Source organism: Enterococcus sp. DIV1059_2 (genome assembly GCF_051713685.1).
GTDB classification, from domain to species: Bacteria; Bacillota; Bacilli; order Lactobacillales; family Enterococcaceae; genus Enterococcus_D; species Enterococcus_D casseliflavus.
Map to the genome: position 1 here is coordinate 2,510,752 of NZ_JBIOQK010000001.1, position 23,152 is coordinate 2,533,903.

At 41.9% G+C, this 23,152-nt stretch carries 26 protein-coding genes and 1 tRNA gene; 8 read left to right on the forward strand and 19 right to left on the reverse strand.

Features of this window, described 5'->3' with window-relative positions; genetic code table 11:
• Positions 1-33 precede the first annotated feature (33 nt).
• The 5 genes from IGI72_RS11565 to IGI72_RS11585 all read right to left on the reverse strand — a co-directional run bounded on the left by IGI72_RS11565 (position 34) and on the right by IGI72_RS11585 (position 4,212).
• A complete protein-coding gene (locus IGI72_RS11565; RefSeq protein WP_010749341.1) occupies positions 34-666 on the reverse strand; it encodes an HD domain-containing protein in 633 nt (210 codons plus the stop codon).
• Between the two features lie 110 nt (positions 667-776).
• Positions 777-977 carry a cold-shock protein gene (locus tag IGI72_RS11570; RefSeq protein ID WP_003126918.1) on the reverse strand — a complete coding sequence of 67 codons (201 nt, stop codon included), beginning with the start codon at positions 975-977 and terminating at the stop codon, positions 777-779.
• 278 nt (positions 978-1,255) lie between these two features.
• Positions 1,256-2,380 carry a baeRF6 domain-containing protein gene (locus IGI72_RS11575; protein WP_005229492.1) on the reverse strand — a complete coding sequence of 375 codons (1,125 nt, stop codon included), beginning with the start codon at positions 2,378-2,380 and terminating at the stop codon, positions 1,256-1,258.
• A 107-nt stretch (positions 2,381-2,487) separates the two neighbouring features.
• On the reverse strand, positions 2,488-3,183 hold the full coding sequence (locus tag IGI72_RS11580) for a ThuA domain-containing protein (RefSeq protein WP_074536760.1): 696 nt from the start codon (positions 3,181-3,183) through the stop codon (positions 2,488-2,490).
• Positions 3,184-3,279: 96 nt separating this feature from the next.
• Entirely contained in the window at positions 3,280-4,212 is a 933-nt protein-coding gene (locus tag IGI72_RS11585; RefSeq protein WP_010749339.1) for a DUF7916 family protein, read from the reverse strand.
• A gap of 69 nt (positions 4,213-4,281) precedes the next feature.
• Here IGI72_RS11585 and IGI72_RS11590 point away from each other — a divergent pair.
• Positions 4,282-4,353 (forward strand) — tRNA-Arg (locus IGI72_RS11590).
• Positions 4,354-4,429: 76 nt separating this feature from the next.
• On the opposite strand, the gene IGI72_RS11595 is transcribed toward IGI72_RS11590, so the two are convergent.
• From IGI72_RS11595 to sfsA, 11 genes are all read right to left on the reverse strand, one after another.
• The gene (locus IGI72_RS11595) at positions 4,430-5,611 is read right to left on the reverse strand and encodes a GNAT family N-acetyltransferase (protein WP_428207096.1); all 1,182 of its coding nucleotides are present in this window, start codon (positions 5,609-5,611) and stop codon (positions 4,430-4,432) included.
• A gap of 60 nt (positions 5,612-5,671) precedes the next feature.
• The gene (locus IGI72_RS11600) at positions 5,672-6,085 is read right to left on the reverse strand and encodes a DUF3284 domain-containing protein (RefSeq protein WP_015510041.1); all 414 of its coding nucleotides are present in this window, start codon (positions 6,083-6,085) and stop codon (positions 5,672-5,674) included.
• On the reverse strand, positions 6,085-6,270 hold the full coding sequence (locus IGI72_RS11605) for a DUF3188 domain-containing protein (protein WP_428207095.1): 186 nt from the start codon (positions 6,268-6,270) through the stop codon (positions 6,085-6,087). Before IGI72_RS11605 ends, IGI72_RS11600 begins: the two co-directional genes overlap by 1 nt.
• Before the next feature lie 42 nt (positions 6,271-6,312).
• Positions 6,313-6,534: a hypothetical protein gene (locus tag IGI72_RS11610; RefSeq protein WP_010749335.1), complete on the reverse strand. Its 222-nt coding sequence runs from the start codon at positions 6,532-6,534 to the stop codon at positions 6,313-6,315.
• Between the two features lie 87 nt (positions 6,535-6,621).
• The gene (locus tag IGI72_RS11615; protein WP_010749334.1) at positions 6,622-8,058 is read right to left on the reverse strand and encodes a PTS sugar transporter subunit IIC; all 1,437 of its coding nucleotides are present in this window, start codon (positions 8,056-8,058) and stop codon (positions 6,622-6,624) included.
• An 81-nt stretch (positions 8,059-8,139) separates the two neighbouring features.
• Positions 8,140-8,457: a PTS lactose/cellobiose transporter subunit IIA gene (locus tag IGI72_RS11620; protein ID WP_005229473.1), complete on the reverse strand. Its 318-nt coding sequence runs from the start codon at positions 8,455-8,457 to the stop codon at positions 8,140-8,142.
• A gap of 37 nt (positions 8,458-8,494) precedes the next feature.
• Positions 8,495-8,812 (reverse strand): PTS sugar transporter subunit IIB, encoded by a 318-nt coding sequence (locus IGI72_RS11625; RefSeq protein ID WP_005229471.1) that lies wholly within the window; start codon positions 8,810-8,812, stop codon positions 8,495-8,497.
• Between the two features lie 134 nt (positions 8,813-8,946).
• Positions 8,947-11,661 (reverse strand): sigma 54-interacting transcriptional regulator, encoded by a 2,715-nt coding sequence (locus IGI72_RS11630; protein ID WP_270266960.1) that lies wholly within the window; start codon positions 11,659-11,661, stop codon positions 8,947-8,949.
• A 66-nt stretch (positions 11,662-11,727) separates the two neighbouring features.
• Positions 11,728-13,002, reverse strand: coding sequence for a DEAD/DEAH box helicase (locus tag IGI72_RS11635; RefSeq protein ID WP_438754277.1), 1,275 nt, complete (start codon positions 13,000-13,002; stop codon positions 11,728-11,730).
• A 14-nt stretch (positions 13,003-13,016) separates the two neighbouring features.
• Complete coding sequence (locus IGI72_RS11640; protein WP_081116266.1) at positions 13,017-14,018, reverse strand: Gfo/Idh/MocA family protein; 1,002 nt, start codon at positions 14,016-14,018, stop codon at positions 13,017-13,019.
• An 18-nt stretch (positions 14,019-14,036) separates the two neighbouring features.
• Positions 14,037-14,762: a DNA/RNA nuclease SfsA gene (gene sfsA, locus IGI72_RS11645; protein WP_128432506.1), complete on the reverse strand. Its 726-nt coding sequence runs from the start codon at positions 14,760-14,762 to the stop codon at positions 14,037-14,039.
• 183 nt (positions 14,763-14,945) lie between these two features.
• Here sfsA and IGI72_RS11650 point away from each other — a divergent pair, with 183 nt between their 5' ends.
• The 3 genes from IGI72_RS11650 (at position 14,946) to IGI72_RS11660 (ending at position 17,249) form a co-directional block, all read left to right on the forward strand.
• The gene (locus tag IGI72_RS11650) at positions 14,946-15,290 is read left to right on the forward strand and encodes a DUF4828 domain-containing protein (RefSeq protein WP_016610747.1); all 345 of its coding nucleotides are present in this window, start codon (positions 14,946-14,948) and stop codon (positions 15,288-15,290) included.
• A 214-nt stretch (positions 15,291-15,504) separates the two neighbouring features.
• Positions 15,505-15,669, forward strand: coding sequence for a hypothetical protein (locus IGI72_RS11655; protein ID WP_005229460.1), 165 nt, complete (start codon positions 15,505-15,507; stop codon positions 15,667-15,669).
• A 245-nt stretch (positions 15,670-15,914) separates the two neighbouring features.
• Positions 15,915-17,249 carry a serine hydrolase gene (locus IGI72_RS11660; RefSeq protein ID WP_438754280.1) on the forward strand — a complete coding sequence of 445 codons (1,335 nt, stop codon included), beginning with the start codon at positions 15,915-15,917 and terminating at the stop codon, positions 17,247-17,249.
• A 53-nt stretch (positions 17,250-17,302) separates the two neighbouring features.
• On the opposite strand, the gene IGI72_RS11665 is transcribed toward IGI72_RS11660, so the two are convergent.
• Positions 17,303-17,815, reverse strand: coding sequence for a GyrI-like domain-containing protein (locus IGI72_RS11665; protein ID WP_010749327.1), 513 nt, complete (start codon positions 17,813-17,815; stop codon positions 17,303-17,305).
• A 124-nt stretch (positions 17,816-17,939) separates the two neighbouring features.
• On the opposite strand from IGI72_RS11665, the gene IGI72_RS11670 reads away from it, so the two are divergent.
• Positions 17,940-19,139 (forward strand): ElyC/SanA/YdcF family protein, encoded by a 1,200-nt coding sequence (locus tag IGI72_RS11670; protein WP_438754282.1) that lies wholly within the window; start codon positions 17,940-17,942, stop codon positions 19,137-19,139.
• Positions 19,140-19,187: 48 nt separating this feature from the next.
• On the opposite strand, the gene IGI72_RS11675 is transcribed toward IGI72_RS11670, so the two are convergent.
• Together IGI72_RS11675 and IGI72_RS11680 are read right to left on the reverse strand one after the other, a co-directional pair.
• Positions 19,188-19,697 carry an HD domain-containing protein gene (locus IGI72_RS11675; RefSeq protein WP_005229452.1) on the reverse strand — a complete coding sequence of 170 codons (510 nt, stop codon included), beginning with the start codon at positions 19,695-19,697 and terminating at the stop codon, positions 19,188-19,190.
• Positions 19,698-19,820: 123 nt separating this feature from the next.
• The gene (locus IGI72_RS11680) at positions 19,821-20,582 is read right to left on the reverse strand and encodes a TrmH family RNA methyltransferase (protein ID WP_422703970.1); all 762 of its coding nucleotides are present in this window, start codon (positions 20,580-20,582) and stop codon (positions 19,821-19,823) included.
• A 95-nt stretch (positions 20,583-20,677) separates the two neighbouring features.
• On the opposite strand from IGI72_RS11680, the gene IGI72_RS11685 reads away from it, so the two are divergent.
• The 3 genes from IGI72_RS11685 to IGI72_RS11695 all read left to right on the forward strand — a co-directional run bounded on the left by IGI72_RS11685 (position 20,678) and on the right by IGI72_RS11695 (position 23,058).
• Positions 20,678-20,956 (forward strand): acylphosphatase, encoded by a 279-nt coding sequence (locus IGI72_RS11685; RefSeq protein WP_142968304.1) that lies wholly within the window; start codon positions 20,678-20,680, stop codon positions 20,954-20,956.
• Between the two features lie 124 nt (positions 20,957-21,080).
• Positions 21,081-22,010 carry a membrane protein insertase YidC gene (yidC, locus tag IGI72_RS11690; RefSeq protein ID WP_010749323.1) on the forward strand — a complete coding sequence of 310 codons (930 nt, stop codon included), beginning with the start codon at positions 21,081-21,083 and terminating at the stop codon, positions 22,008-22,010.
• Positions 22,011-22,116: 106 nt separating this feature from the next.
• The gene (locus tag IGI72_RS11695; RefSeq protein ID WP_123834134.1) at positions 22,117-23,058 is read left to right on the forward strand and encodes an AEC family transporter; all 942 of its coding nucleotides are present in this window, start codon (positions 22,117-22,119) and stop codon (positions 23,056-23,058) included.
• Positions 23,059-23,152: the final 94 nt, after the last annotated feature.

Below are 23,152 nucleotides of genomic sequence, written 5' to 3' on the forward strand. Positions count from 1 at the left end.
ATCATTTCTTGATTTTTCGTTTTTTCTTTTTGTTTATTTTTCCACCAAAGCTGCGATTTCTTCTAGAAAAGCAGTCTTGCCATAAAAATCTGCATTCAATAACTCGGGAAAAATGGCTTCAAAGAAATAGGTCACACATGGACGATGCTGAAACGCTTTGACCGTCAAAACCGCTTCACGAAACATTTCTTTGAACACTTTGTCGGGATTGCTTTTTGAGATCTCTTCAAAAGATTCATATAAAAGATCGATCTTATCCGCAATTGCCAACAGCTGTCCTTCAAGGCTGTTGTCTTTGCCATCCGCCAAGCGTCTGCGATACGTCGCTTGAAAGCTTTGGGGGATTTCTTCTTCGATGAAGGCATCGGTCATTTTTTCTTCAACGGTTGATAACATCGCCCGCAATTCTTTGTTTGCATATTTGACTGGCGTTTTGATGTCGCCAATGAAACGTTCCGTGTAATCATGGTTCAAGGCTTTTTCATAAAGAATTTGCCAATCGACTTGATTTCCCGCTTGTTCTTCGATATCGGCTAAGGTCTGGGCAATCATGGTTACTCGAAACGAATGAGCGGCCACGCTGTGCTCGGTAAACTTAAAAAATCCAGGTGCTCGTTGGATTTTTTCTAAATTAGCCAATCCAAGAATAAATTCATTCAATCCCATCAGTCTGCCTCCTTTTTTTCTAAGAGTATAACAACTACTTTCTCCGCAAGCAAATATCACGCGCACAAAAAAAAAGAGCAGCTAGGCTGCTCTTAAAAGGCATTCACAAATTACGCTTTGTTAACGTTAGTCGCTTGAGGGCCACGTTGTCCGTCTTCGATATCGAAAGTCACTGCTTGACCTTCTTCTAAAGTTTTGAAGCCTTCGCCTTGGATAGCTGAGAAATGAACGAATACATCGTTACCGTTTTCTGCAGTGATGAATCCAAAACCTTTGTCTGAGTTAAACCATTTAACTGTACCTGTTTCCATAATAAAAATCCTCCTTGTGTTTATACACATATTTTGCAATTACTTGTATAAGGTGAAAATGTGGAAGATGTTTAAGATGAAACAAGCTACCATAATTTACCGTAACAAAAACTACACTTTGTATTATAGCACATTATCTTCTTTATGACTAATAGAAAATCAAAAAAAATGAAAACGCCTTTATTTTTTTATGATTCGCAAAAAGACTGCTGCACTAAAGATCTGCAACAGTCTTTTCTTTTTTGGAAACGATTTATTTACGAAGGACGCAACTGCGTTTAGTAGCGCAAAATCGCAGTCAAACTTTTTTCTCCTGGGGCATCTTTTTGTTCCAAAATAGATACCTCGCCGCCATTTTCTAAAACATCGATTGCCAGCGTATTTAACACTTGGCGACGATCGTATTCCGTGTCAGGATCTTCTCCAAACCCATCGGCGAGATTGGAAGTCGCTACAAACAGATTGGCGATCCTGCCTTCTTTAGCTGCAGGTACGATATCAACCAATTGGTCAATAAATTTCCGATCCAACAGCTTGCCGTATTCCCCAACTTCTTTTTGTGTCAACTCCGCAATCAGCTTTTGCGTACACGTTTGGATCTCTTTCAAAGATAACGATGCTGGTGAAGAGGAAATGCTTGGTTCTGCTTTGAAAAAGTTCGTTTTTGCCACTTTTTTAAACAGCGTTTGATTTTCTGGTAAAGCAAAAAGATACATTGGTAAATGCTCTTCGTTTGAAAAGTCATTCTTAAAAAATGCATCAACTGCTTGGTAGTAGTTGACGTGATCGATCTCGACTTCTTCATCTTTGGCACTAAAGCCGTGATAAGCGACGCCTTCTCCTCCTGAGTTAGGGCCACCTTGGGCACTGTAATTAAAGTTGCCGCCGCCAGTGATTTCTTCCCCCAGCGCTTTTTCGATCGTTGTCGGTGCCTCTTCTGGCAACTCGACTTCACGCACTTGATTGTTTTCAACTTGATAGACTTGCATTGAATCGCGATTCAACGCTAAGAGATAAAATGGGTAATTAAATTGTGCGTTTTTGATGACAGCTAATACATACGGGGTTTCCCCTACATAATATTGATCATCCACACGAATACTTAACCGATGGACCAGTACATCTTCTGGTGTGATAATCACCGCCACACTCGTTGTACTGTTACGCCAAAATGATTGATCTGCAAGCAGTTCATCAATTTTCGTTTGAAAAAGATCCCAAGAATGTTCTGGGTATTTCTTTTCAAAGCGGCGCTTCGCATCTTTGGCAAAGTTCTTAAATTTGATTTGATCCTTTTCGACATTCTGGTGGCCGACATGCGTATTGAGCATGATCGTGACAAATGGTCCTTTGATTCCGTCAGATATTACCTGCGATAAAAAACTTTTTCCAAATTTTCCCATTCCACATTACCTCCTGCTTAATCAAATACAAATAAAGTGTACCATGCTTATTTTCTTCCATAAAGTAAAACGATTGCACGCGTTTATTTCCTCATTCGTTTTTCTGATTACTCACTATACTGGCTATTTTTCAGCGGATCAGCCAAGGTATTTCTGGTGGCCCATAGAAAGCCTCGTTTGGTCCAAGTCTGAATGGTGGGCTCTTCTAGCTCTTTTAGACTGTGTCCAACGGATTGAAAAAAGACTCTGCCCTTGCCCCATTTTTTGATCCACATCATTGGCAGTATGACTTCTTGGTTAGCTGCATTCGGATGATCTTTAGCGGCAAATGTTGAGGTAGCTAACACAGTGACGGCTGGATCAACCAGACAATAGTATTGCTCCGTCGTCAACTGAGGGATCGATTGAGTATTTGCCGTAATATAGTGATCTGTCGTAAGATCGATGCTATAGGTCGTTTCCAATCCACCAGGATGTGCCAAAAAACAGCCGCCAGTCAGAAACAACCAGCCTTTACTGGCTTGAAAAGCCGAGGCAAAGCCGCCATGAACGCCTGCTAATCCTAACCCTTCTGCTACAGCCTGAGTGACATTTTGTAGCGGCTCATCAGGCAATTCTCCTCGCGTCCAATTCATGATCAACAGATCCAGCCTTTTTAATTCTTCTTTATGATAGAGAGGTTCAAAATCTGAGGCGAGTGTCACCTGATATCCTTCTGACTCCAGCAACGTTTGGTAAAACTGACTGGTTTCTTTTGGGGCGTGTCCTTCCCATCCTCCGTAAATGATCAATGCTTGTTTCATTTTGTGTTTCCTCCTTTCTTTCTAACTTAGCGAAAAAAATGCAAAAAGCGAAGCAGAACGATTCTCCGTTTTCCTTCGCCAGTAATTTTTTCTGATTTAACGGTTGATTGAACGCCCGACACGATTGATCGTATGGCGCATACCTCTAATTGCAACCGATGTTTCGAAAATATTTTCGGTCGGTGCCATGCCGCCATAGCCGGCATCACCAATATGTTGCAGATCGACCCCACAAGTTTTGTTGATAATGGCTAATTGTCGCAACGTTTCTGGACGCGCGCTTTCTTGACTCGTTCCGATCGCTGACATCGTCAATAAGTCATATTGTTTGGCAATTTGAACAGCTTCGATCAGATCCTTTTCTAGAAAGCCTTGAATCGAGCCCACGGAAGGCAGTAACAAAATATCTGCCCCAGCTTCAGCGTAAGAAATGATGGCTTCTCGATCAACCACAGGTTCATCTGAGCCGGCACTGTGCATTTTTCCAGCGATGATCAACCCAGAGAAATGTTCTTTTGCCAATTTTACTGCTTTAGCGATTTCTCGGTTGGTCACACCCGTTCCAGGATTGCCTGTAAAGCAAAGAAAGTCCACCCCGAGTTCTTGGGCTTTTTTGATGGTGTCAACCGAACTTGTTCGGCCTTGACTGATGCTGATCTTTTCACTCATCATTTCCGTCGTAGCTGGGATCGGCTCAAGATTGATGCCGACAGGTCGTCCAATCAGTTGTTTTAGTTGAGGAATCGGATTTTTAATGGGCTGTGTAGGATCAAGCAGCTGCTCCAATGTGATACCAGGCATCCCAAAAATAGCTGGACGATAACAATCAAAGCCATTTAACAAAATCAAGTCAGCCCCAAAAGCTGCCGCGACTTCTGCGTTGGTGATGTCGCCAGCTTGCGGCATGGTTTGAACCACCGTTTCACAGACGATCACTCGTCCTTCGCTCGCTTTAATGGATTGTTTCAATTCTTGCGCCGACATTTCTTTGATTTCACTATAGTTTGCACTTATCAATCGTTTGACCATGTTTTTCTTCCTTTCTTTTCCTTCTCATCTTGCGAGAAACACGAATAACAGGTAAAATATAGCTATTGTGTTCCCTTAGTTAAATGGATATAACAAGTCCCTCCTAAGGATTAGTTGCTGGTTCGATTCCGGCAGGGAACGTTTTTTGAAGAAAAAGATTCCTTATTTTTAAGGAATCTTTTTTTGTTGGAAAGCAAATACCTCTGCCTCGATTTGCTTAGAAATAATCTTCCAGAATCGGCTTTCCGTCTGGTAAGTTTTCCTGAATCATCACTGCAGCTTCCTTCTCCGTTTCCATTTGCTGGAAAAAGACCAAGGAATCAAGGGATTGTGCCTGCAAAAACAGTTGCACAAAGCGCTGAATCGACAAGGTTGCTTTTGGCAGCTGGGTGGCGGTCGTTTTCGTGACATGATGCTGAGCGTTTTCAATCGTCACTTCATAACACCCATTATTCCATGGGGCATATTCGTCCCCTTGAATTTCTATGGCAAAACGACCAGCTTTTTTCAACGTAAATGGATAGCTTTTTAGAAACCCTTCCACATCGACGATTCTTGCCATCATGTCTGGGCGCACTTGGTAGTGAGCCAATGGTTTGGCTGCATTTACTTGCAGGACTTCCCCATCAAACCCCGGTCGATAATGGATCTGCGCTACTGAATCTGCATGGGAAACGATAAACCGATTGAATCCTTGATACGCGTCAGCGGTCAAATAGCCCCACTCTTGAATATCAAAGCGTCCTCCTTCAACAAAGTAGATCAAATACCCTTCAGGAACGCCCGCTTCATTGCGATAAATCGCAAACGTATACGGTCTGCGCAAAACAAACTTGATTTCTTCCCACCAGGCTTGGCGAATCAGCCCACCTTTTTGATGGCGAGGCAATTGATGATAAATCTCGTGAATGATCGGCTGTGCTTCCTCCCAATTCATGCGTTGAATCCTTCCGTTCACTTTCTTGCCATCGGGCCATTGATGCGCATCAACTTCATAAACGGTGCGTTCAAAGGTATATTCATACCCATATCTGCGATAAAACGCAAAGGAGAAAGGTGCCAGATAGGACAGAACGATTTTTTGTTCATAGCAATCTTTAATGATTTGTTTCATGATCCGATCGATCCGACCTTGGCTGCGATACTCTGGATAAGAAGCCACAAAACCGATCCCTGCCATTGGATAAGTCGTTCCATGAAAATTCACATCAAAAATAGTTGCCATGATTTGGCTCGCTAGTTTTCCATCCTCGTCGTAGGAACCATAATTCCAAGAATTTTCCGCAAGCTTGCGATAGCGCTTGATATTTGTTTCATTCAACTCCCACTGAAAGGCATAAGAAACCAATTCCAGTACTTCTTGCGAACCGAATTCGGTCATTTTTTTGACATCTGTCATTCCTTCATCTCCTCTACTTGAAAACACGCAAGAAACGCAAAAAAGGCGTCAGTCGACCCCTTAATATGCTTCTTCCATCATACTCAACATTTTTTTAAATTGCTTGCGTTTGAAATATCCTAGAATGGTGCCTAAGAGCATGTCATTCAATTGCTGCATGAAGCCATGTGATTTCATGGTTTCCGTATAAATGACTTTACTGCTCTTTTCATCAAGCGGCGCTACTTCATAGCGAGCGACAAATTCATTTTTCGTTGTTTCTGTTTTGAATTGATAAACTTGATTTTCAATGATTTCTTCGATCTCTATCTTCGCACGACTCGTAGTAGAAAATTCCTTTACATATTGAAATCCTGCCAGTTGCTTTCTAGAAAGTGTTTTTCCAGTTGCTTTTCGTACGTCAAAGATAACAGAATCCATAATTTGATCGTAAAAGACATTTGCTGGAATCGATAAATCTTTTTCAATTCTCATTAAGACTTCCTCCTATCTGACTCTTCGGCTTTCTTCTTTCCTTTCACGAACAAAAGACTGCCAGAAATAAGCAAGAAAATACCTGTTGTAAAACTGAATATATCTAACTGCTGATTACTTGGATTCATACTGTATAGGACTACGAGTAGACCGATACTACATATAAACAAGCCGTTTTTTATCATTTTCAATCATCCTATCTATTCGTTGATCCACAGAGAACCTACTCAAACACCAACTGCTTGAAAGTATAAAACAGAACCCCAAGGCTGTGCTTTGATCAATTCTTTTGCTTTTTTTGCCGCCGCTTCTGAATCGGAAGCTGTGGTAGTAAAAATAAGTTTAATCCCTTGTTTTTCTTTGAATGTAAAAGAAATTCCATCTTCGTTATATCCTTCAAGTAATTCTTTGATGGCATCTTGCTGCATTGCACTTGCTATTGAAATCATATTCTTTTCCTCCTAAATAATCAATAATAAAAGGAGGAGCTGCTTTACTTCAAGCGAAGCCATAGCAGTTCCTCACAATCTACAGGTCTATTCGCCTAGTTTTGGATCAATTTTATTTGCTGAAATAACGAACGGCGCCCAAATGAAGAATGTAACGACCATACATACCAACGTTACGATTGGGGCACGCCAGTCAGCTCCTGTTGCCAAGAATGATAGCAACATTGGTGGAACGACCCACGTTACTTGTTGTGAAACAGGTGCTACTAAACCAAAGTACGTTGCTAACCAGCCGATTGAAGTGGCTACTAGCGGAGCAATAATGAACGGAATAAACATGATCGCATTCAATACGATTGGCAGACCGAACATTACCGGTTCATTGATGTTGAATACACCAGGTCCGATTGACAATTTTGCAACAGTTAGATAATCCGCACGTTTTGATAAGATCAAAATAGCAATCAGCAATACAATTGTACCACCTGAACCGCCAAACCAAGCAAATGAGTCAAAGGATCCGCGTACCCACATATATGCCTTGCCGTCTTCGATTGCGGCAAGGACCGCGTTTGTCCCAGTTTGTCCTTCATATCCTTTTTGGAAGATATCGATATTGATCAACTGCGCTTGTCCCCAAATACCTTCTAAAACTGGAGCCAGTACGTTTGGACCATGGATTCCGAAGAACCAGAAAATTTGAACAAAAACAGTTACGATCAAAACTGCGCCAAGTCCTTGAGACAAGCCCAGGAATGGTTCTGCAATATATTTTTGGACAAGATCAATAATTAATTGTCCATCAGTTAGTTTACCGACAATAAAGTTAATAATAGCAATGACATATAAGGCGATTGTTGCTGGCAAAATCGCTGCGAACGCTTTCGATACTGCTGGCGGTACTGAATCAGGCATTTTGATAGTGATATCAGCTAACATCAATTTACAGAAAATAATAACTGAAATAGCCCCCATGATCATTACGGTAAAATAAGCGTTTCCGTTTAGATGATCGAGTTTCAACCAACCCCATCCACCTGCTGTAATTGCATCTGCTGTTGCAGACCATCCGGAAGTTGCTGACCCAGCATTGATTTCATCCATCAAAGCTGTTGGAACAGCTGTCGCCACAGAAGTGCTGTATGAAAAAGCAATCCCTTGAATCAATGTCGCTACCCCAACGATCCCACCTGCGAGATCATTCACTCGATAAGCACGAGCCAGATTATATCCCCAAGAAAAGGCAAATACTAAACCAGCAACAGCCAATGTACCATTCCATACGAAGCCATTAATACTAATAATTTCACGAATAACTGGAATGGTACTGGCATCATAACTCGGCCAAAATTGCGGTGGTAAGTCACGAATGATCGCGTTGATCATTACTGCGATCGAACCAGCCATAGTAGCGGGCATTGTTCCAATAAAGGCATCACGTAATGCAACTAAGTGCTTCTGGGCTCCAATTTTTGCAGCTACAGGGAGAATGTACTTCTCCATCCAACTTGTTAATCCATCCATTCTTAATTCCTCCTATAAGTTCTATTCGTCAAAGAAGATTTTTTAATTCATCGACAATAACTACTTCTATCCGTTCAAAGATTATTCGTTATTTAGACGTCGATAGACATCAATGATTTCTTTCGCTAAATCGGTAAATGCGATTGACGTCATTAGGTGATCTTGTGAATGCACTGTCAACAATGTCACGGTCATATGATTGCCTTGCGCTTCTTGTGTCAATAATCCTGTTTGCGAATGATGCGCTTCCACAAGAGACGCTTCAGCATCTTTGATTTTTTGGTCAGCTAATTCGAAGTCCCCTTCTTTTGCTGCCGCGATTGCTTCCATTGCGTCACTTTTTGCATTACCACCATACATGATCAATCCCATAATGGCTTCCAAATTTTGCTCATCCATCTTTAAAAATCCTCCTTACACTTCGATCCTAAAAATCTTAGTTCATTAATGTTTCTGCTTGTTGCAATACTTTTTCGCCGTTCATCATGCCATAGTCTGCCATGTTGATCACGTCCAAAGGAATGCCTTTTGGTGCTAGTTTTTGTTCAAATTGTGATTTCATGAATCGTACTTGTGGTCCTAATAATAGAACATCGACTGGTTTCGACTCCAAATGTTGGTCGGCTTCTGAAGCTGAAACAGCAAAGATATCTGCTTCCATTCCTTTTGCTTCGGCTGCTTTTTGCATTTTCGTCACCAATAGACTGGTACTCATTCCTGCTGAACAAACAAGCATAATCGTTTTTTTCGCCATCGCGTATCTGCTCCTTTCTGTTGTAAGTTACACTTTACTATAAAGCAAAAAGCGTGCCAAAAAAAAATAAGTCCAGACCTTTATATATCAATGGTCTGAACCAATTTTTCTTTTGCACACTCACGGATTTTTCATTACACACTAATATTGTGTGCGGATTCATCATAACTTTTTATTTCATTTTCTAAGAACATTTGTGTTAAATAGGCGATCTCATCTTCAGAGATTTTGATTTGATAGTTTTTCTCTATCTGCAATAAATGAGTTCGTAACACATCTGTTTCGATACGATAGCGTTTTTGGAAGGCCGCCAAATTGGGGAAGGTACGAGAATGTTCCTTCTTCAATAAACTTTCCACTAGAAAGGCTAAATGAATCACTAAGCCCGCATCAACGGTAGGTTCCACAATCACATGCAATTGATTTTGAATTTGATGAACGATTCGTTGTAGACTTTCGATCAGATGATAGACGGACCCCACATGCGTTAAAGTATTTTCTAATGAACGTACGATTTTTTCGATCGGCACTTCATCTGAAACGATCCGCTTCAGTACATTCAACCGATTGTCATCAAAGACATCATAGGCAGAAAAGAACGGGATATTTTGATAATCGATCTCGACGGTGCCCGCAATGGCTTTGATCTCATATTCTTCTAGCAAGCCATCAATATGTTTCTTGAAGGTTTCTTTTTCAATAAATTGCATTTGAATGATCTCGACTTTTGATTGATCGACGACGGGATAAATTCGTTGATAAAGTTTAGCAGCGACACCTTCTCCAGTAAAGCAAGTGACGATGACTGCTTTTTTATTGCCCTTCGCTTCGCGAACTGTGCGGAACTGTTCTTGCACGATGGTTTCAAAAGAACGCTGAATGTTTTGATAAATGTCTTCTAAACTTCGGCCACTTTCCGCCATTCGCAAAGCCTCTAAGACGATCATCGTACTGACCATCGAGATGGCTTTCGTACGAATTCCGGTCTCTTCAGAAATCAAATTCGCAAATGAATTGAGGGAACCCATATCAGTTAAAAGCAATAAGCCGTTGCTCATCTTTTCCTTATTATCAGTGACATAGTACAATAGCTGCTCATACATTTGACCGACTTCCATATCTAAAGACATATTCATCGCTTGGCCGTGGTCGGTTTCTAGCAGCTCTTGTGCCGTTTCCAACATACTGCTGGCAGTCGCCTTGCCGTGCATCAAGACAATGATCTCGACTTTTTCAAGGGGCAGTTGCGAGGGTTGTTTGACTTGAATCGCTAAAAACATACTGATAAAGCCGATCTCATCGAAGGGGATCTCGACATGGCGTTCTTCTTCGATAATGGTCGATAGATCCATTGCCACCTGGAACTCGGATTTCAAGTTTTTTCTGACTGTATTCAAATCTGGGTGAACGATCATATGTCCTTCCTTGACACGTTCCAGTGTACTTTGCAGATGCAGTGCAAAGGCAAAGCGGGCTTTTTCACTATAGGTTCGAGACAATCTTTGCCCAGCTAGATCATAAAGAACATTTGTCAGTTTCCAAATGTCTTCTGGAATCAGTTCTTTATGAACGGGATTTTGGATCAATTCTTCGACATACTTTTCAAAGTACGCATCGACATCTTTAGAGATCAAATTTTCTAGATCGACATTGGCTACACCCGTTTCAATCAGTGAGCTGACTTTTTCTTCGATCTCATTATACACTTGCATATTCCGTTGCGGATCACGAGACCAGACGACATCTGGGTCGCCAGGTTCAAAACTTAGAAAGTCGCCTTTGCCATCTAAAAACCGATCCAAGCGTTCCGACATTTCTTTGATCTTCAGCAAGCCTTTTTGAACTTGCAAGGAGCAGTCGCCTTTTCGTATCAGCAAGTGTTTTTTTCCATAGGTTCGATAATGCAAAAATGCTTTGGCACAGACGAGTTTAAGGTCGCGCTTGATTTGACCAATGTTGCCTTCTGCATCATAGAGCATAAAGGCCAAAATCGCATCTCGTTCGACATCGATTCGTTGATTCAGACGGGTCGCCTCTTGCTTGATAAACAACGAAATGATTTCATACCGTTCATCTAAGGAACGACTTTCCACATTTGGCAAAGTAATAGCCATGGGAATTCGCCGATTGAAGGTCGTTAAAAAGGTTTCTGATGATTCCGTGGTGGCACCGATTATCTGCACGGCGGCTTCATGAACTTGATTACTTTCCCCTAATGGACGGTAGATCCCTTTATCAATGAAGGTAAAGAGCATTTCTTGGCCTTCTGGCGGCAGTCGATGGATCTCATCTAAGAACAGGATGCCGCCATCGGCTTTTGCCATCAACCCCGGACTATCTTCTGCGGCACCAGTGTAGGCGCCTTTTTTGATGCCAAAGATGTGACCAAACAACAATTGCGGATTTTGTGCATAATCCGCACAGTTAAAGGACACGAATGGAGCATCTTTTTCTAACATATTTGATTCAACCGCAAAGTGATACATACATTCGGCAAATAAGGATTTACCCGTACCTGTCTCACCAAAAATAATGGTATGGAGTCCTCTAGGCGGATATAAGATCGCCGCTTTGGCTTGCTGGATACTTACTTTCAAGGAAGCTTGCACTCCAACCAGACTTTCAAAACTAACTTCAGAGGAAACATCCACATGGACCGTTTCTTCTAAAGGCTCATAAACAACCGGACGGCCGGAACGTTTGCCGATTTTCTTTTCTTTATAAAGCTCACTGAGATAACGGCTTGCATTGCTGCGATCGATTTGTAAGATTTTAGCGACATCAACTGCGGTCAACCCTTGCTTATGCAGTTCGATCGTTTGAAAAATCTCTTCTTTTCGCGAATTCATTCGATAGCCTCCTCATTTTTTTACACACTAATAATAATCAACGTTAATGGTAACACAAAAAGACGCTCAATGGCGTCTTTTTCCTTTGTCTTTTTGCTTTTTCGTCTTTTTCTTGCTCTTTTTGACAGGAGTGTGTAAATTTTCAGGCGTTTTCTTGGAAATTTTCTGCACACTCGTTGTTTTCATTTCTTTCTTGCTTTCTTTTTCGACAACAGGAGCTTCTGTGTGTAACTGTCCACCATGTAGATAGACTTCCTTGAGTTCTATGGACAACTGATTCGCGATTTTTTTCAAATCCTTCAAGGAATGGTCTTGAACGATCGTAACGACAGTTCCTTCTTTGCCCATTCTTCCAACGCGTCCTGCGCGGTGTAAATAGGATTCTTTTTCTAAAGGGACTTCTGTATTGATCACGTAAGGCAGATCCACGACATCTAAGCCGCGAGAGGCGACGTCGGTCGTCAATAGTTCCACTAGTTTTCCTTGACGAAAGCTCTCTAATGCACCTTTTCGTGCAAGTTTGTTTTGATCAGATGCCAGAGAGGCCACCGACAAGCCATGAAACAATAGCTTTTCTTCCGCATTCCCCATTGTGCTTAATTCATTGAAGAAAACCAAAGCTTGAAAGTTTGGTAAATGAGCAAAACGTCTTAAAGCATCCACGATTCGTCGTTGTGGATAGTTCAAATAGTAATGATGGATGACGCCTTTGCTCTGATCTTCTTGGGTAACATCAATGATCAGCGGCTCTTTTGACACGAATGGCCGAATCTCATCGATCACTTCGTTCGCGGTTGCTGAAAAGAAACTACGCTGGATTTGTTTTGGTAATGTTTGATTGATCTTGGCTGCCAGGGTGAAGGCACCCTCTTTCAATAATTGGTCAACCTCATCCAATACCAACGATTGCAGCTGCTGAGTCTTGATTTTTTTGGCTTTGATCAACTCTAACACACGGCCTGGGGTACCGATCAAGACCTCGGGTTTGTCTTTTAGTTTTTCCACTTGGCGTTTTGTACTTGCGCCGCCAATTAGCGGCAGAACGGTCAAACCAATGGCTTGGGCCCATTCCCGTGCTACTTCTGTGACTTGCATCGCTAATTCTTGTGAAGAAGTCAAAATCAACAGCTGATTGCCTTGCTTTTTTTCAACCTTCGTTAACAATGGCAATAGATACGCCAAAGTTTTACCTGAACCGGTCGGTGAGATTCCTATGACAGACGCGCCGTCTTTTAAAGGACCAAAGGTTTTTTCTTGGATCAAGGACGGTGCGTGATACCCAGCCGCTTGCCATTTTTCCTGCCAGACGTCTGGCAATTGTGTCAATTCAAATACTGTCATAAATGTTCCATTCCTTATTTTTTATCTGCATCAAAAATGATGTCGGCCTGCTTACGCATCAAAGAGACGGTTTCATTGACACTGCGGGCAAGTTCCACCCATTCCTCATAGCGTTGTCCTTGTTTAGGATCATCTTTGTTTTCAATGATGTCTGCAAAGTCTTGCGCTTCTTCGATCATCGGATTGTCTAAAGCAGCGACTGCTAATGGATGCGTTTGTTTTGTTTGGCGTTCATAAAATGCTGCTTCTTCAATAGCATTGACGGCATTCAAATCTAATGTCCCGTCTTCAAAATAAATTTCTGATCGTAACTCTGAATCAGCGATTTTGCCTGTTTGGATCGTGACATCAAAATCAGCATAGCGTAGCACAGCAGTCCCGATACCATCTACACCGGTCGGTAATTTACGGGCAAAATAATGAACGTCCTGCGGTTTACCAAACCAAGCGACCGCCGCATATACTGGATACACACCCAAGTCGGCTAAAGCTCCGCCAGAAAAATGTGGAGAAAAGATATTTGGTTCCTCCCCAGCTAGTACAGCGTCATAACGAGACGAGTATTTCATATAAGAAAAGTTCGCCCCAAGAATGGCACCGCGTGTCGGTAAGAATTCGGCTACGGTTGAAAAACTCGCTTCATGAATGTTGCGAGCTGCTTCAAAGAATAAAACCTGTTGTTGGTTTGCTAGGTCAATGATCTCCGCCATTTCCTCAGGCGTTGAAAAGGCTGGCTTTTCCACAATGACATTTTTTCCTGCCAAAATACCTTGCTTGGCTTGTTCAAAGTGCAAACTGTTCGGAGAAGCGATATAGACCGTGTCCATATGAGCTAAGCCAAAAAAAGTGGCCAAATCGGTCGCATATTCGATGTCCCCGTATTTTTCCCCAAAGCGTTGTGCCGTTGCTAACTTTCTTGAGTATACGGCTACCAATTGATACCGTTTGGTTTCGTGGGCTGCTTGTACAAATTGATCGGTGATCCAATTTGTGCCGATAATCCCTAAATGAATCATGTGTTTTCCTTCTTTCTTCTATAGATTGGGGTCGTCAAATTCGACGTTCAAATCAAAAGGGATCGGTTCTTTGACCGCGATCATCCCTTGGTTTACCTGGCAATTATAAGCAAACACTTCGACACCTTTGCTTTGCGCTTCAGCGATCTTATCGGCCAGATCCGGCTGCATCTGTCGATGGATCGTGGCGATTTGCACCACTTCAAATTGGATCATAAACAAAACCGCCGCATAATAGCCTGCTTCTTTGGCATGGATCAATTCATTGACGTGTTTCAAGCCGCGAATCGTTGGCGCATCTGGGAAAGCGCCGATTTGCTTGTTTTCAAGTGTCATCCCTTTAATTTCTATAAATCCTTTTTCTTGTTCGTCTGTTTCAAAATAAAGATCAAACTTAGACATCCCATAGACGACTTCACGCCGCAAGAGGGCAATTTTCCCTTTGATATTTGGCAACTGGATCGTGCCATCCAAAAGGCCTTCATAGCCTAACCGATTGGGTACTTGACTATCAATATTGATCCATTGGTCTTCTTTCTTGACTGAGATCAAATCGTAATTGGTTTTACGTTTCGGATTGTCCCAATATTGGAGGGTCACGAGTGCCCCTTTGTGCAATAGTTCTTTTCCTCGTCCCGTATTTTTCACATGGACGATCACTTCTTGCCCATCGACTAGACATCGGGCAATGAATCGGTTGTCGCGAACGAGAAACGTGGCTAAGAGGGTATTCGGATAATTCATTTTCTCACCTGCTCTTTTGAATCATAGCATATTTTGATAAAAACTTCTAAACTTCAAACTAAAGTACCATGCTTTTTTACCTTCTCATGGTATACTTATGGCAATTATTTTCTAGTGTGCAGAAGCGGGCATCTTGTTCACAAGGTGCAACTAGATGAATCGTAAGTGATAGGACGTGTATAAATGAAGAAAAGGTCTCTATTGATTGGTTTATCTCTAGCAACGGGCGTGGTCAGCTCCTTGTTGTTGCGAAAGGAAAAACAAAAAAATGAAAACCGCCAAAATTTCATTGGAAATTGGCGTTTTACTTCAAAGACAAAAGAAGATGTCATTTTAGAAATTGCCAATGATTATTCATTGACCATCGAAGGCAAACCGTTGCCTGTTTCCATTGTTGAACTGACTCCGATGCGATTAGTGTTACTGGACACATTTGGCTATCATTTAGTCCTGGAACAAAAAGGCTCCGTTATTACTTTATATGATGAAGCAGAAGATTGCCACTATTCTTTGACAAAAATCGCCTAAGGGACATGAGAAGATCGAGTTCATGTTTTCTTCACATTTTCTTCGGTCAATTCTCAGACTTTTTATCAGCATTTCCTGGCAATCCATGCTATCATTAACTTAACAAGTGGTTGAACAAGGTGTTCCGTTGAGTGATGTTTGATCGTTCATAGATTAAGGTGTAGGTTCGATTCCTACCTTCCACATTTATTTTAAACAGAAAGAAGGGATTTTTATGTTAACGACCTTTATTTCACTCTTTTCCATCTTTGCTTTAGCTGCGTTACTAGCTGGGACATTCTTTTTAGCAAAATTGGCCATGCAACAAGAAACGAGAGCAGTGAAAGTTCCCGTCAGAGCCCAAAACCAAAACCCGAGAATCCATTCCAATCGTCGCTAAGTGAAATCGTTTGACCCGATGTCAATTCAGAAAAACTTGTCTTATCTATTAAATAGGAAGGCAAGTTTTTTTTGCTGTCTGTTGCCCTTAGGTCTTCTAGTTTGAAATGGTTTAACAACGCCCATTCCCCATTTGAGCGGTCTTCTCGCAATTAAATGCTAAGTTTTCTCTTAGAGTATTGCAACAGCGGATACTCTTTGTTAAAATTTTTGCTTAGATACAACTTAAAAGGAGCTACTACATATATGCAGAAAATAACCAAGTTCGGGTATTCCTTCGTTGCTGCTTTGGCAATCCTCTTTGCTGCTGTCGGCATCCCCCTCGTTTCATATGCTGATGATACAGCAATGAGCATCGAAGAGATCCAAGATTTTTCGATTGACGCCAAAGCCGCCTACTCCATTGATTTTGACACAGGGAAAGTGTTGTATGATCAAGATGGCGAGACAGCCATGGGTATTGCCTCCATCACCAAGATCATCAGCCTCTACCTTGTCGCTGAGCAAGTAGAACAAGGAACGATCGCTTGGGATGATCCTGTGCCGATTTCCGATTATGCTGCTAATCTCAGCGTGTCCCCTAACTTATCAAATGTCCCTTTGCATCAAGACGTTACCTATACAGTAAAAGATTTGTATGATGCCAGTTATATCCAATCTGCAAATGCTGCAATCGTCGCGCTCGCGGAGCTGATTGCTGGGTCTGAAAGTGCCTTTGTGGATTTAATGCAAGAAAAAGTGCAATCATGGGGCATCACCGATGCAAAGATCGTCAATGCTTCTGGCTTAAACAATGCTTATCTTGGGGAAAATATTTACCCAGGATCAACTTCAACTGATGAAAACGAACTATCCGCAAAAGATGTGGCATTGATTGCCCGTCATTTGTTACAAGACTTTCCAGATGTTTTGGAAGTAACCAGCCTTTCAACGAAACAATTTGGTGAAGGTTCCTACTCGCCTGTCGAGATGGTCAATTGGAACTGGATGCTTCCAGGTTTTACGAATACGAAAGATGGTGTCGACGGTCTGAAGACTGGTACGACAGATATGGCAGGCGCCTGCTTTGTCGGAACCGCCGTTAAAGATGGCCAACGAATCATCACCGTGGTGCTAAACGTCAATGGTCATGCAGAAAATCCTAGTGTTCGTTTTATTGAAACAGGCCGTTTGATGGATTACTCGTTTGACGCTTGGGAACAAGTAGAGATTTTACCAGAAAATGCGCAACTAGAAGATACCCAGACGGTTGTAGTCAAAGATGGGAAAGAATTGAGTGTGCCCGTTGCCTTAAATCAAGGTTTGACCTTATGGGTACGTGGAGATATGGATGCCACCGCCTTTGAAACAACCATTGACTTTAATGAGCATTATCGTGATTCTGCCCTGCAAGCGCCATTGACTGAGGGCACAGAAGTCGGTACCGTAAGTGCTTCGATTCCAGCTGATACGCTTGGTTATATTGATGATTCCGATCATGACGAGACTGCAGGATTGATCACAACACAAACGGTGGAAAAAGCCAACATCTTTGTTCGTGCTTGGCGCGGCGTGTCCAACTTTTTCAGTAATCTTTTTTAACCTAAACGAAAAAAACTGTCCGAAGCAAAGACTGCTTCTCGGACAGATTTTTTTTATTCTACTGTTTCCACCGTTGCTGTTGCCAATGGCTCCACAGGGAAAAACAATTCAACTTCCCCTTCCTTAAAATGAGGAAGATACCTTTCTTGAATGGCTGCTGACAACTGGACGTTGTTTTCTGGTAAAACTTCCATCAGCATTTTTTCAGTCATCATCGTTAAGTTTTTTTCATCTGTTTTTACAACGAGATAGGTCATTGCGGGCATTTCCCAACGGACCCAACCGACAGGAGGAAAATTTTCTGTCTGGACTTGAACGCCTGCCAAGTAGCGACCGGTTTCTTGCCAAGGCTCTAACCAATTGGTGCCATCACTCATCAAGCCCCAAAATTCCAGTTCTTCTGCCTTTTGATCACTTACGAGAAATTCGATCTCTTCAAAATCCTTTGTTGCAAGTTCCCAAAGCGCTGGTACCCAAGAAGCACCTTCTTCTGCTAATCCCTTGCCCTCTTTTCCAATCACATAAAAAGCGGGTCGTTCGACGCGAATCACTTCACCTAATTGCATGTTCCTTCCTCCTTCTTTCCTTCATTTTAGCGAATTGCAAGAAATTCAGCAACTTTGACCTTAGCAACAAGCAATTTCTGCCATTTTTCGGTATACTAAGTGTATCGTTAAAGGAGTGAAAAACATGGATTTTACGCAATTGCTGATTTTTGCCATCAGCTATGTGTCGGGCGTGATCGTCGTTCAAAAATGGCGCAAGAAAAAAGATGATCCGGATATTTTCTTTTTTGAATGTTGTTGGACGATTCTAGCCCTGCTAATTTATTTAGCTGTCTCAGAATTACGGACAGGTAGTTTCTTTATTTTGATACCCGTCGCCTTCGCCGGCCTTTTTTTATTTTCTTATCGGCGCAACAAGCACCAACTTGTAAATGGCTTGCTTTTTAATTTGTTCGTGCTGGCTTTTGGCGGCTACTTAGTCATTAATTTATACCGAACCCAAGACATACTCGTAGGTGGTTTACTCGCTGTATTACTGGCAATCTTCGTTGCTGTACTATTATTCGGTTTGGCAACACTCGTGGTCTTTCTTTACTGGAATTCCATTATCGTACTACGAAGAGAATCGCGATCGATCGCCAATTTGTTAACCCTGATCTTAGCGGTGGTTTTGACCGTTTTACTATTTTCAGATACCCTTTTGCACTTTTTCCCAGATTGGATCCGAACCTTATTCGGCATTGTACCCCTAAGTCTTTTGTATCTGTTTGTAGTCTTTTTGAACTTTTTATCCATTTCAGTCATTTATCAGTTCAACCATCCTCGCTATAATCAGGATTTTATCATCGTCTTAGGTGCAGGCCTTTTGAATGGCACCACGGTCTCCCCTTTATTGGCAAAACGCATCAATACAGCGATCTCGTTCTACGAATCGCAATTTAAAGCGAAAAAAACCGCGCCTCGATTACTGATGTCAGGCGGACAAGGAAGCGATGAGCAGCTGCCGGAAGCTGTTGCTATGAAAGACTATGCGATTGCCCAAGGCGTACCAGAAGGTGAGATTTTAGTGGAAGCAAATTCCACGACTACTTATGAAAACATGAAATTTTCGAAAGAAATCATGGATTCGCTTAAGCCAAACGGCTACAAAGCAATCTTTGCCTCAAACAATTACCATATTTTTCGTGCTGGTCTCTATGCAGATCAAGCCCAACTTAAAGCGGATGGTATCGGAGCACCTACTGCCTTTTACTATTTACCGAATGCCTTTTTAAGAGAATTTGTGGCAATCCTTTTTATGCACAAAAGACGACATTTAACGGTATTGATCACCTTACTGATTCTCTATGCAGGTGCAGCGATCCTCCAACTTATTTTTGGCTAAACAAACAAAAAAAGTTCTTTGAACCAGTTGGTTCGAAGAACTTTTTTCTTATTGAATCGTGCGATGTTTCTTCCAGAAGCGTTGTTGCCATTTTTCTTTCATGCTGTCTGTAAGGGGTTCTGATGCTTCTTTGATCGCACAATATTTGTCCACCATCGTGACGATATAGCTTTCTTTATAGCGTGGCGGTGCAATCGTTGCTCCCCACATATGTTTCAAGATGATATCTTTTTCAAGATCACTAAGTTCAGTGATTTTTTCGGCATTTTTTACTGCGATTCGTGGATGCATGTACGCATGGGTACCTTCGTCAAACTTTGTAGTACGCCAATCGTAATAAAATAAATCATGAAGGAGTCCTGCACGAGCTGTTGCACGAGCATCGCCGCCCCATTTCTTGGCCAATTTGTAACTATAATAAGAGACGCTGATCGAATGTTCCAAACGTGTGGAGTTCATATGCTGCACAAAATTGGCTAATTTTTTTACAGCTTCTGTTTCTAACAGGTCAGCCACGTAAGACATATATTCGCTATCTTCTTGCCATTTTTCTGTCATAAATTTTTGTCTGCCACCTTTTTTGATCTGCTTGATTGTTACAAGACAAAGTATAGCACCTATTCCTGCAAGTTTCTAGGTGAGGTGCAATAGATTCAAATAGTTTAACAGTTCCTTAAAAATCTAGCTGACAGCAAAATACATCAAAATACCTGCCGCAATGGCGACGTTCAATGATTCCGCCTGACCATAGATAGGAATATATAGATTTTTATCGGTCAATGCCAACAGTTCCTGATTGACCCCTTGCCCCTCGTTGCCTAAAATGAAGGCAGCCGCTTGTCCTTTAGGAAGCTCGGTATAAGGGACTGCTTCTTTGTTTAACTCGGTACCATAAATCGCCACACCAGCTGCCTGCAGCTGCTTTAAAAATGGCGGGATCGCTCCTTCTACGATCGGCAGATGATAGTTGCTCCCTTGCATGCTGCGCAAGACTTTGGTGCTGTAGAGATCGGCTGTTCCTTCGCCGAGAAAAACCCCGCTGAATCCAGCGGCATCCGCTGTTCGAATCATGGTGCCAACGTTTCCAGGATCTTGCACATTATCTAAAATCAGCCAATTGCCCGTCAGTGTCTGTAAGTCTTGTTCTTGTTTTTCCACCACGGCAAAAATCCCTTGTGGTGTTGGCAAATCAGAAAGCATCGCTGCGATCTCCTCTGTGATCAAATAGCTTTCTTCCTGATAATCATCGAGTTGCCCGTTGGCTTCACTTAACCCTCGCGGGGTCACCAACAATGCTTTGATGGGTACTTTTGCATGCAATGCTTCTTGCACCAAATGCCAGCCATCGATCAAATAGCTATTGGTTTGTGTCCGATGTTTTTTTTGTGTTAGTTTTTTGATTTCCTTGATAAAGGTATTTTTTTTCGATTGAATTTCTTTCATCTTGTCACCTCGATTCATTATAGCATGAGTCAATCGATCTAACTTGTTCTTTTACTGAAAAAACGCTATCATATAAAGCAGAGGAGGGATTGTCCATGAAGAAACTACGAATCCATGTGCAAGGACGTGTCCAAGGCGTCGGCTTTCGTTATACCACAAAAATGCTTGCCGATCAGTTGGGCGTCACTGGATCTGTAAAAAACGAAGCGGATGGTTCTGTTTCGATTGAAGCAATTGGCGATGACAAAGCCATCGATGCCTTTGTTGCTGGGGTTAAGGATTCTCCTTCACCCGCTGGGAAAGTAAATCAGATCGACGTCCAACCAGACGATGCCATCAAAGAGCGTCGGAGTTTTGATGTAGTGTACTATTAACAATTGAATATTTTCTAAGTCGAAAGATTGATTTTTCAATGAATTTCTCTTTGTACATTGAAATAGTCGATCTTTTTTAGTATAGTTATTTTTGTCTAAATTTATTGTGAAGAGGAAGAATAGAATGTCTAAAATGAATAAATGGCTGCTTTCATCAGGATTATTTGGCCTGTTATTAGCATTATCAGGCTGTGTCAGTACCAATGCTGATGGTACGCCGAAAGAAACAGGAATGATTTATCGCTTTTTGGTGAAACCATTAGGGGATATGATCACGATGCTCGTAGAAAACTTCAACTGGTCTTACGGCTGGGCGATCATCGCCGTAACGATCGTTGTCCGTGTCATTATCTTACCATTAGGGATCCATCAGTCTCGAAAAACGATGGTTCAAAGTGAAAAAATGCAGTTTCTGAAACCTCAAGTGGATATTGCACAAGCCAATTTGAAAAAAGCAACCACTCGGGAAGAACAAATGCAAGCGCAAGCGGAGATGCAAAAAATTTACTCTGAAAACAACGTCAGTATGTTTGGTGGTATCGGATGTCTCCCTTTGCTGATTCAGATGCCGATCTTCTCTGCTCTTTATTTCACCGCTCGTTACACACAAGGAATCCAAAACTCTGAATTCTTTGGCGTATCTTTAGGCGACCCAAGCATCCTCTTTGTGGCGATTGCTGGTCTTTCCTACTTGGCACAAGGGTATATTTCAACCATCGGGATTCCTGAAGAACAGAAAAAAACGATGAAAACCATGTTGATCGTTTCTCCATTGATGATCGTTTTCATGTCCATGAGTGCACCAGCTGGTGTGACACTTTACTGGGTAGTTGGTGGGGTCTTCAGTTGTATCCAAACGTTTATCACGAATGTCATCATGAAACCAAAAATTCGTGCCCAAGTCGAAGCGGAAATGAAAGCAAATCCGCCTAAAACGGTAGTTACGCCTCGTAAAGACGTAACGCCTGAAAAAACAGAAGCTGTCAAAAAAGCGTTGAACACGACAAAGCCTAACGGAAAAGGTCGTAACGCTGGCAAGCAGCAACGGAAGTAATTCTTGACCAAATCGCTCATTGGGCGGTTTGGTTTTTTGTTGTTTTCAAATGGGAATCAGTTGCTTCTTCTATTGCCTTTCGCTATAGTAAATGAGAGGTGAGCGCATGTTTCAAGCATATATCAATATTTTTGTCATTTTCAGTCTCATGTTTATCGGTTATTGGTTGTCTTACAAACAATGGTTTTCTAATCGAACCGCCGACACGTTTTCAAAACTGGTGTTAAATGTCTCATTACCCGCCAATATGTTTTTGACGATCATTAAAAACTTTACGAAAGACGAGTTTCTCTCATTAGTTTCCGGGATGATCATCCCTTTGCTTTCCATGATGATCACTTACTTCGCTGGTTATTTATGGCGCCGTTTCGCGCAAGTTGAAACCAAACACCAAGGGGCATTTTCCGCCATGTTTACCTTTTCCAATACGATCTTCATCGGCTTACCGATCAATTTAGCCATTTTTGGTGAAAAAGCCGTTCCCTATGTGTTGTTGTACTACATCGTAAATACGACATTATTTTGGACCATCGGTATTTTTGAGTTAGCAAAAGATAACCCCGATTTCGGCGAAGCCCGCATTTCCTTTCATCCATTGGTCATGCTAAAAAAGATTTTTTCGCCAGCCTTGATTGGTTTCATTATCGGCTTGATCTGGATGCTGTTCACATTCCCACTACCCTCCTTTGTTGATGGGCTTGGAAGCTACCTAGCAGATTTAACGACGCCTCTATCAATGTTTATTATCGGGATCATCGTGTACTTTGGCGGGCTCAAGAACTTGCGAATGACCAAAGACATTGCTGGTGTCTTGTTTGGTCGCTTCATTCTTTCGCCCCTCGTTGTATGGCTATTAAGCAGAATCATCCCTGTTCCTGAATTGATGCTTTCTGTGTTTATTATCCAAGCCTCCATGCCCGTCCAAAACTCTGTCCCGATTCTTGTGCGAAACTATCAAGGGGATGAAGAATTTGCAACTTCATGTCTAGGCTATTCCGTCTTACTGTACATGGTGTATCTGCCTGTTTTGCTTTTTTTCTTTTTTTAGCTAGTTAACGAACTTTGTCGAAAAATACTCGTTGCCAAAGGCATTCGCTTCTTTCGGTAACGAGTATTTTTCTTCTCTTTGTACGGTAATGGGT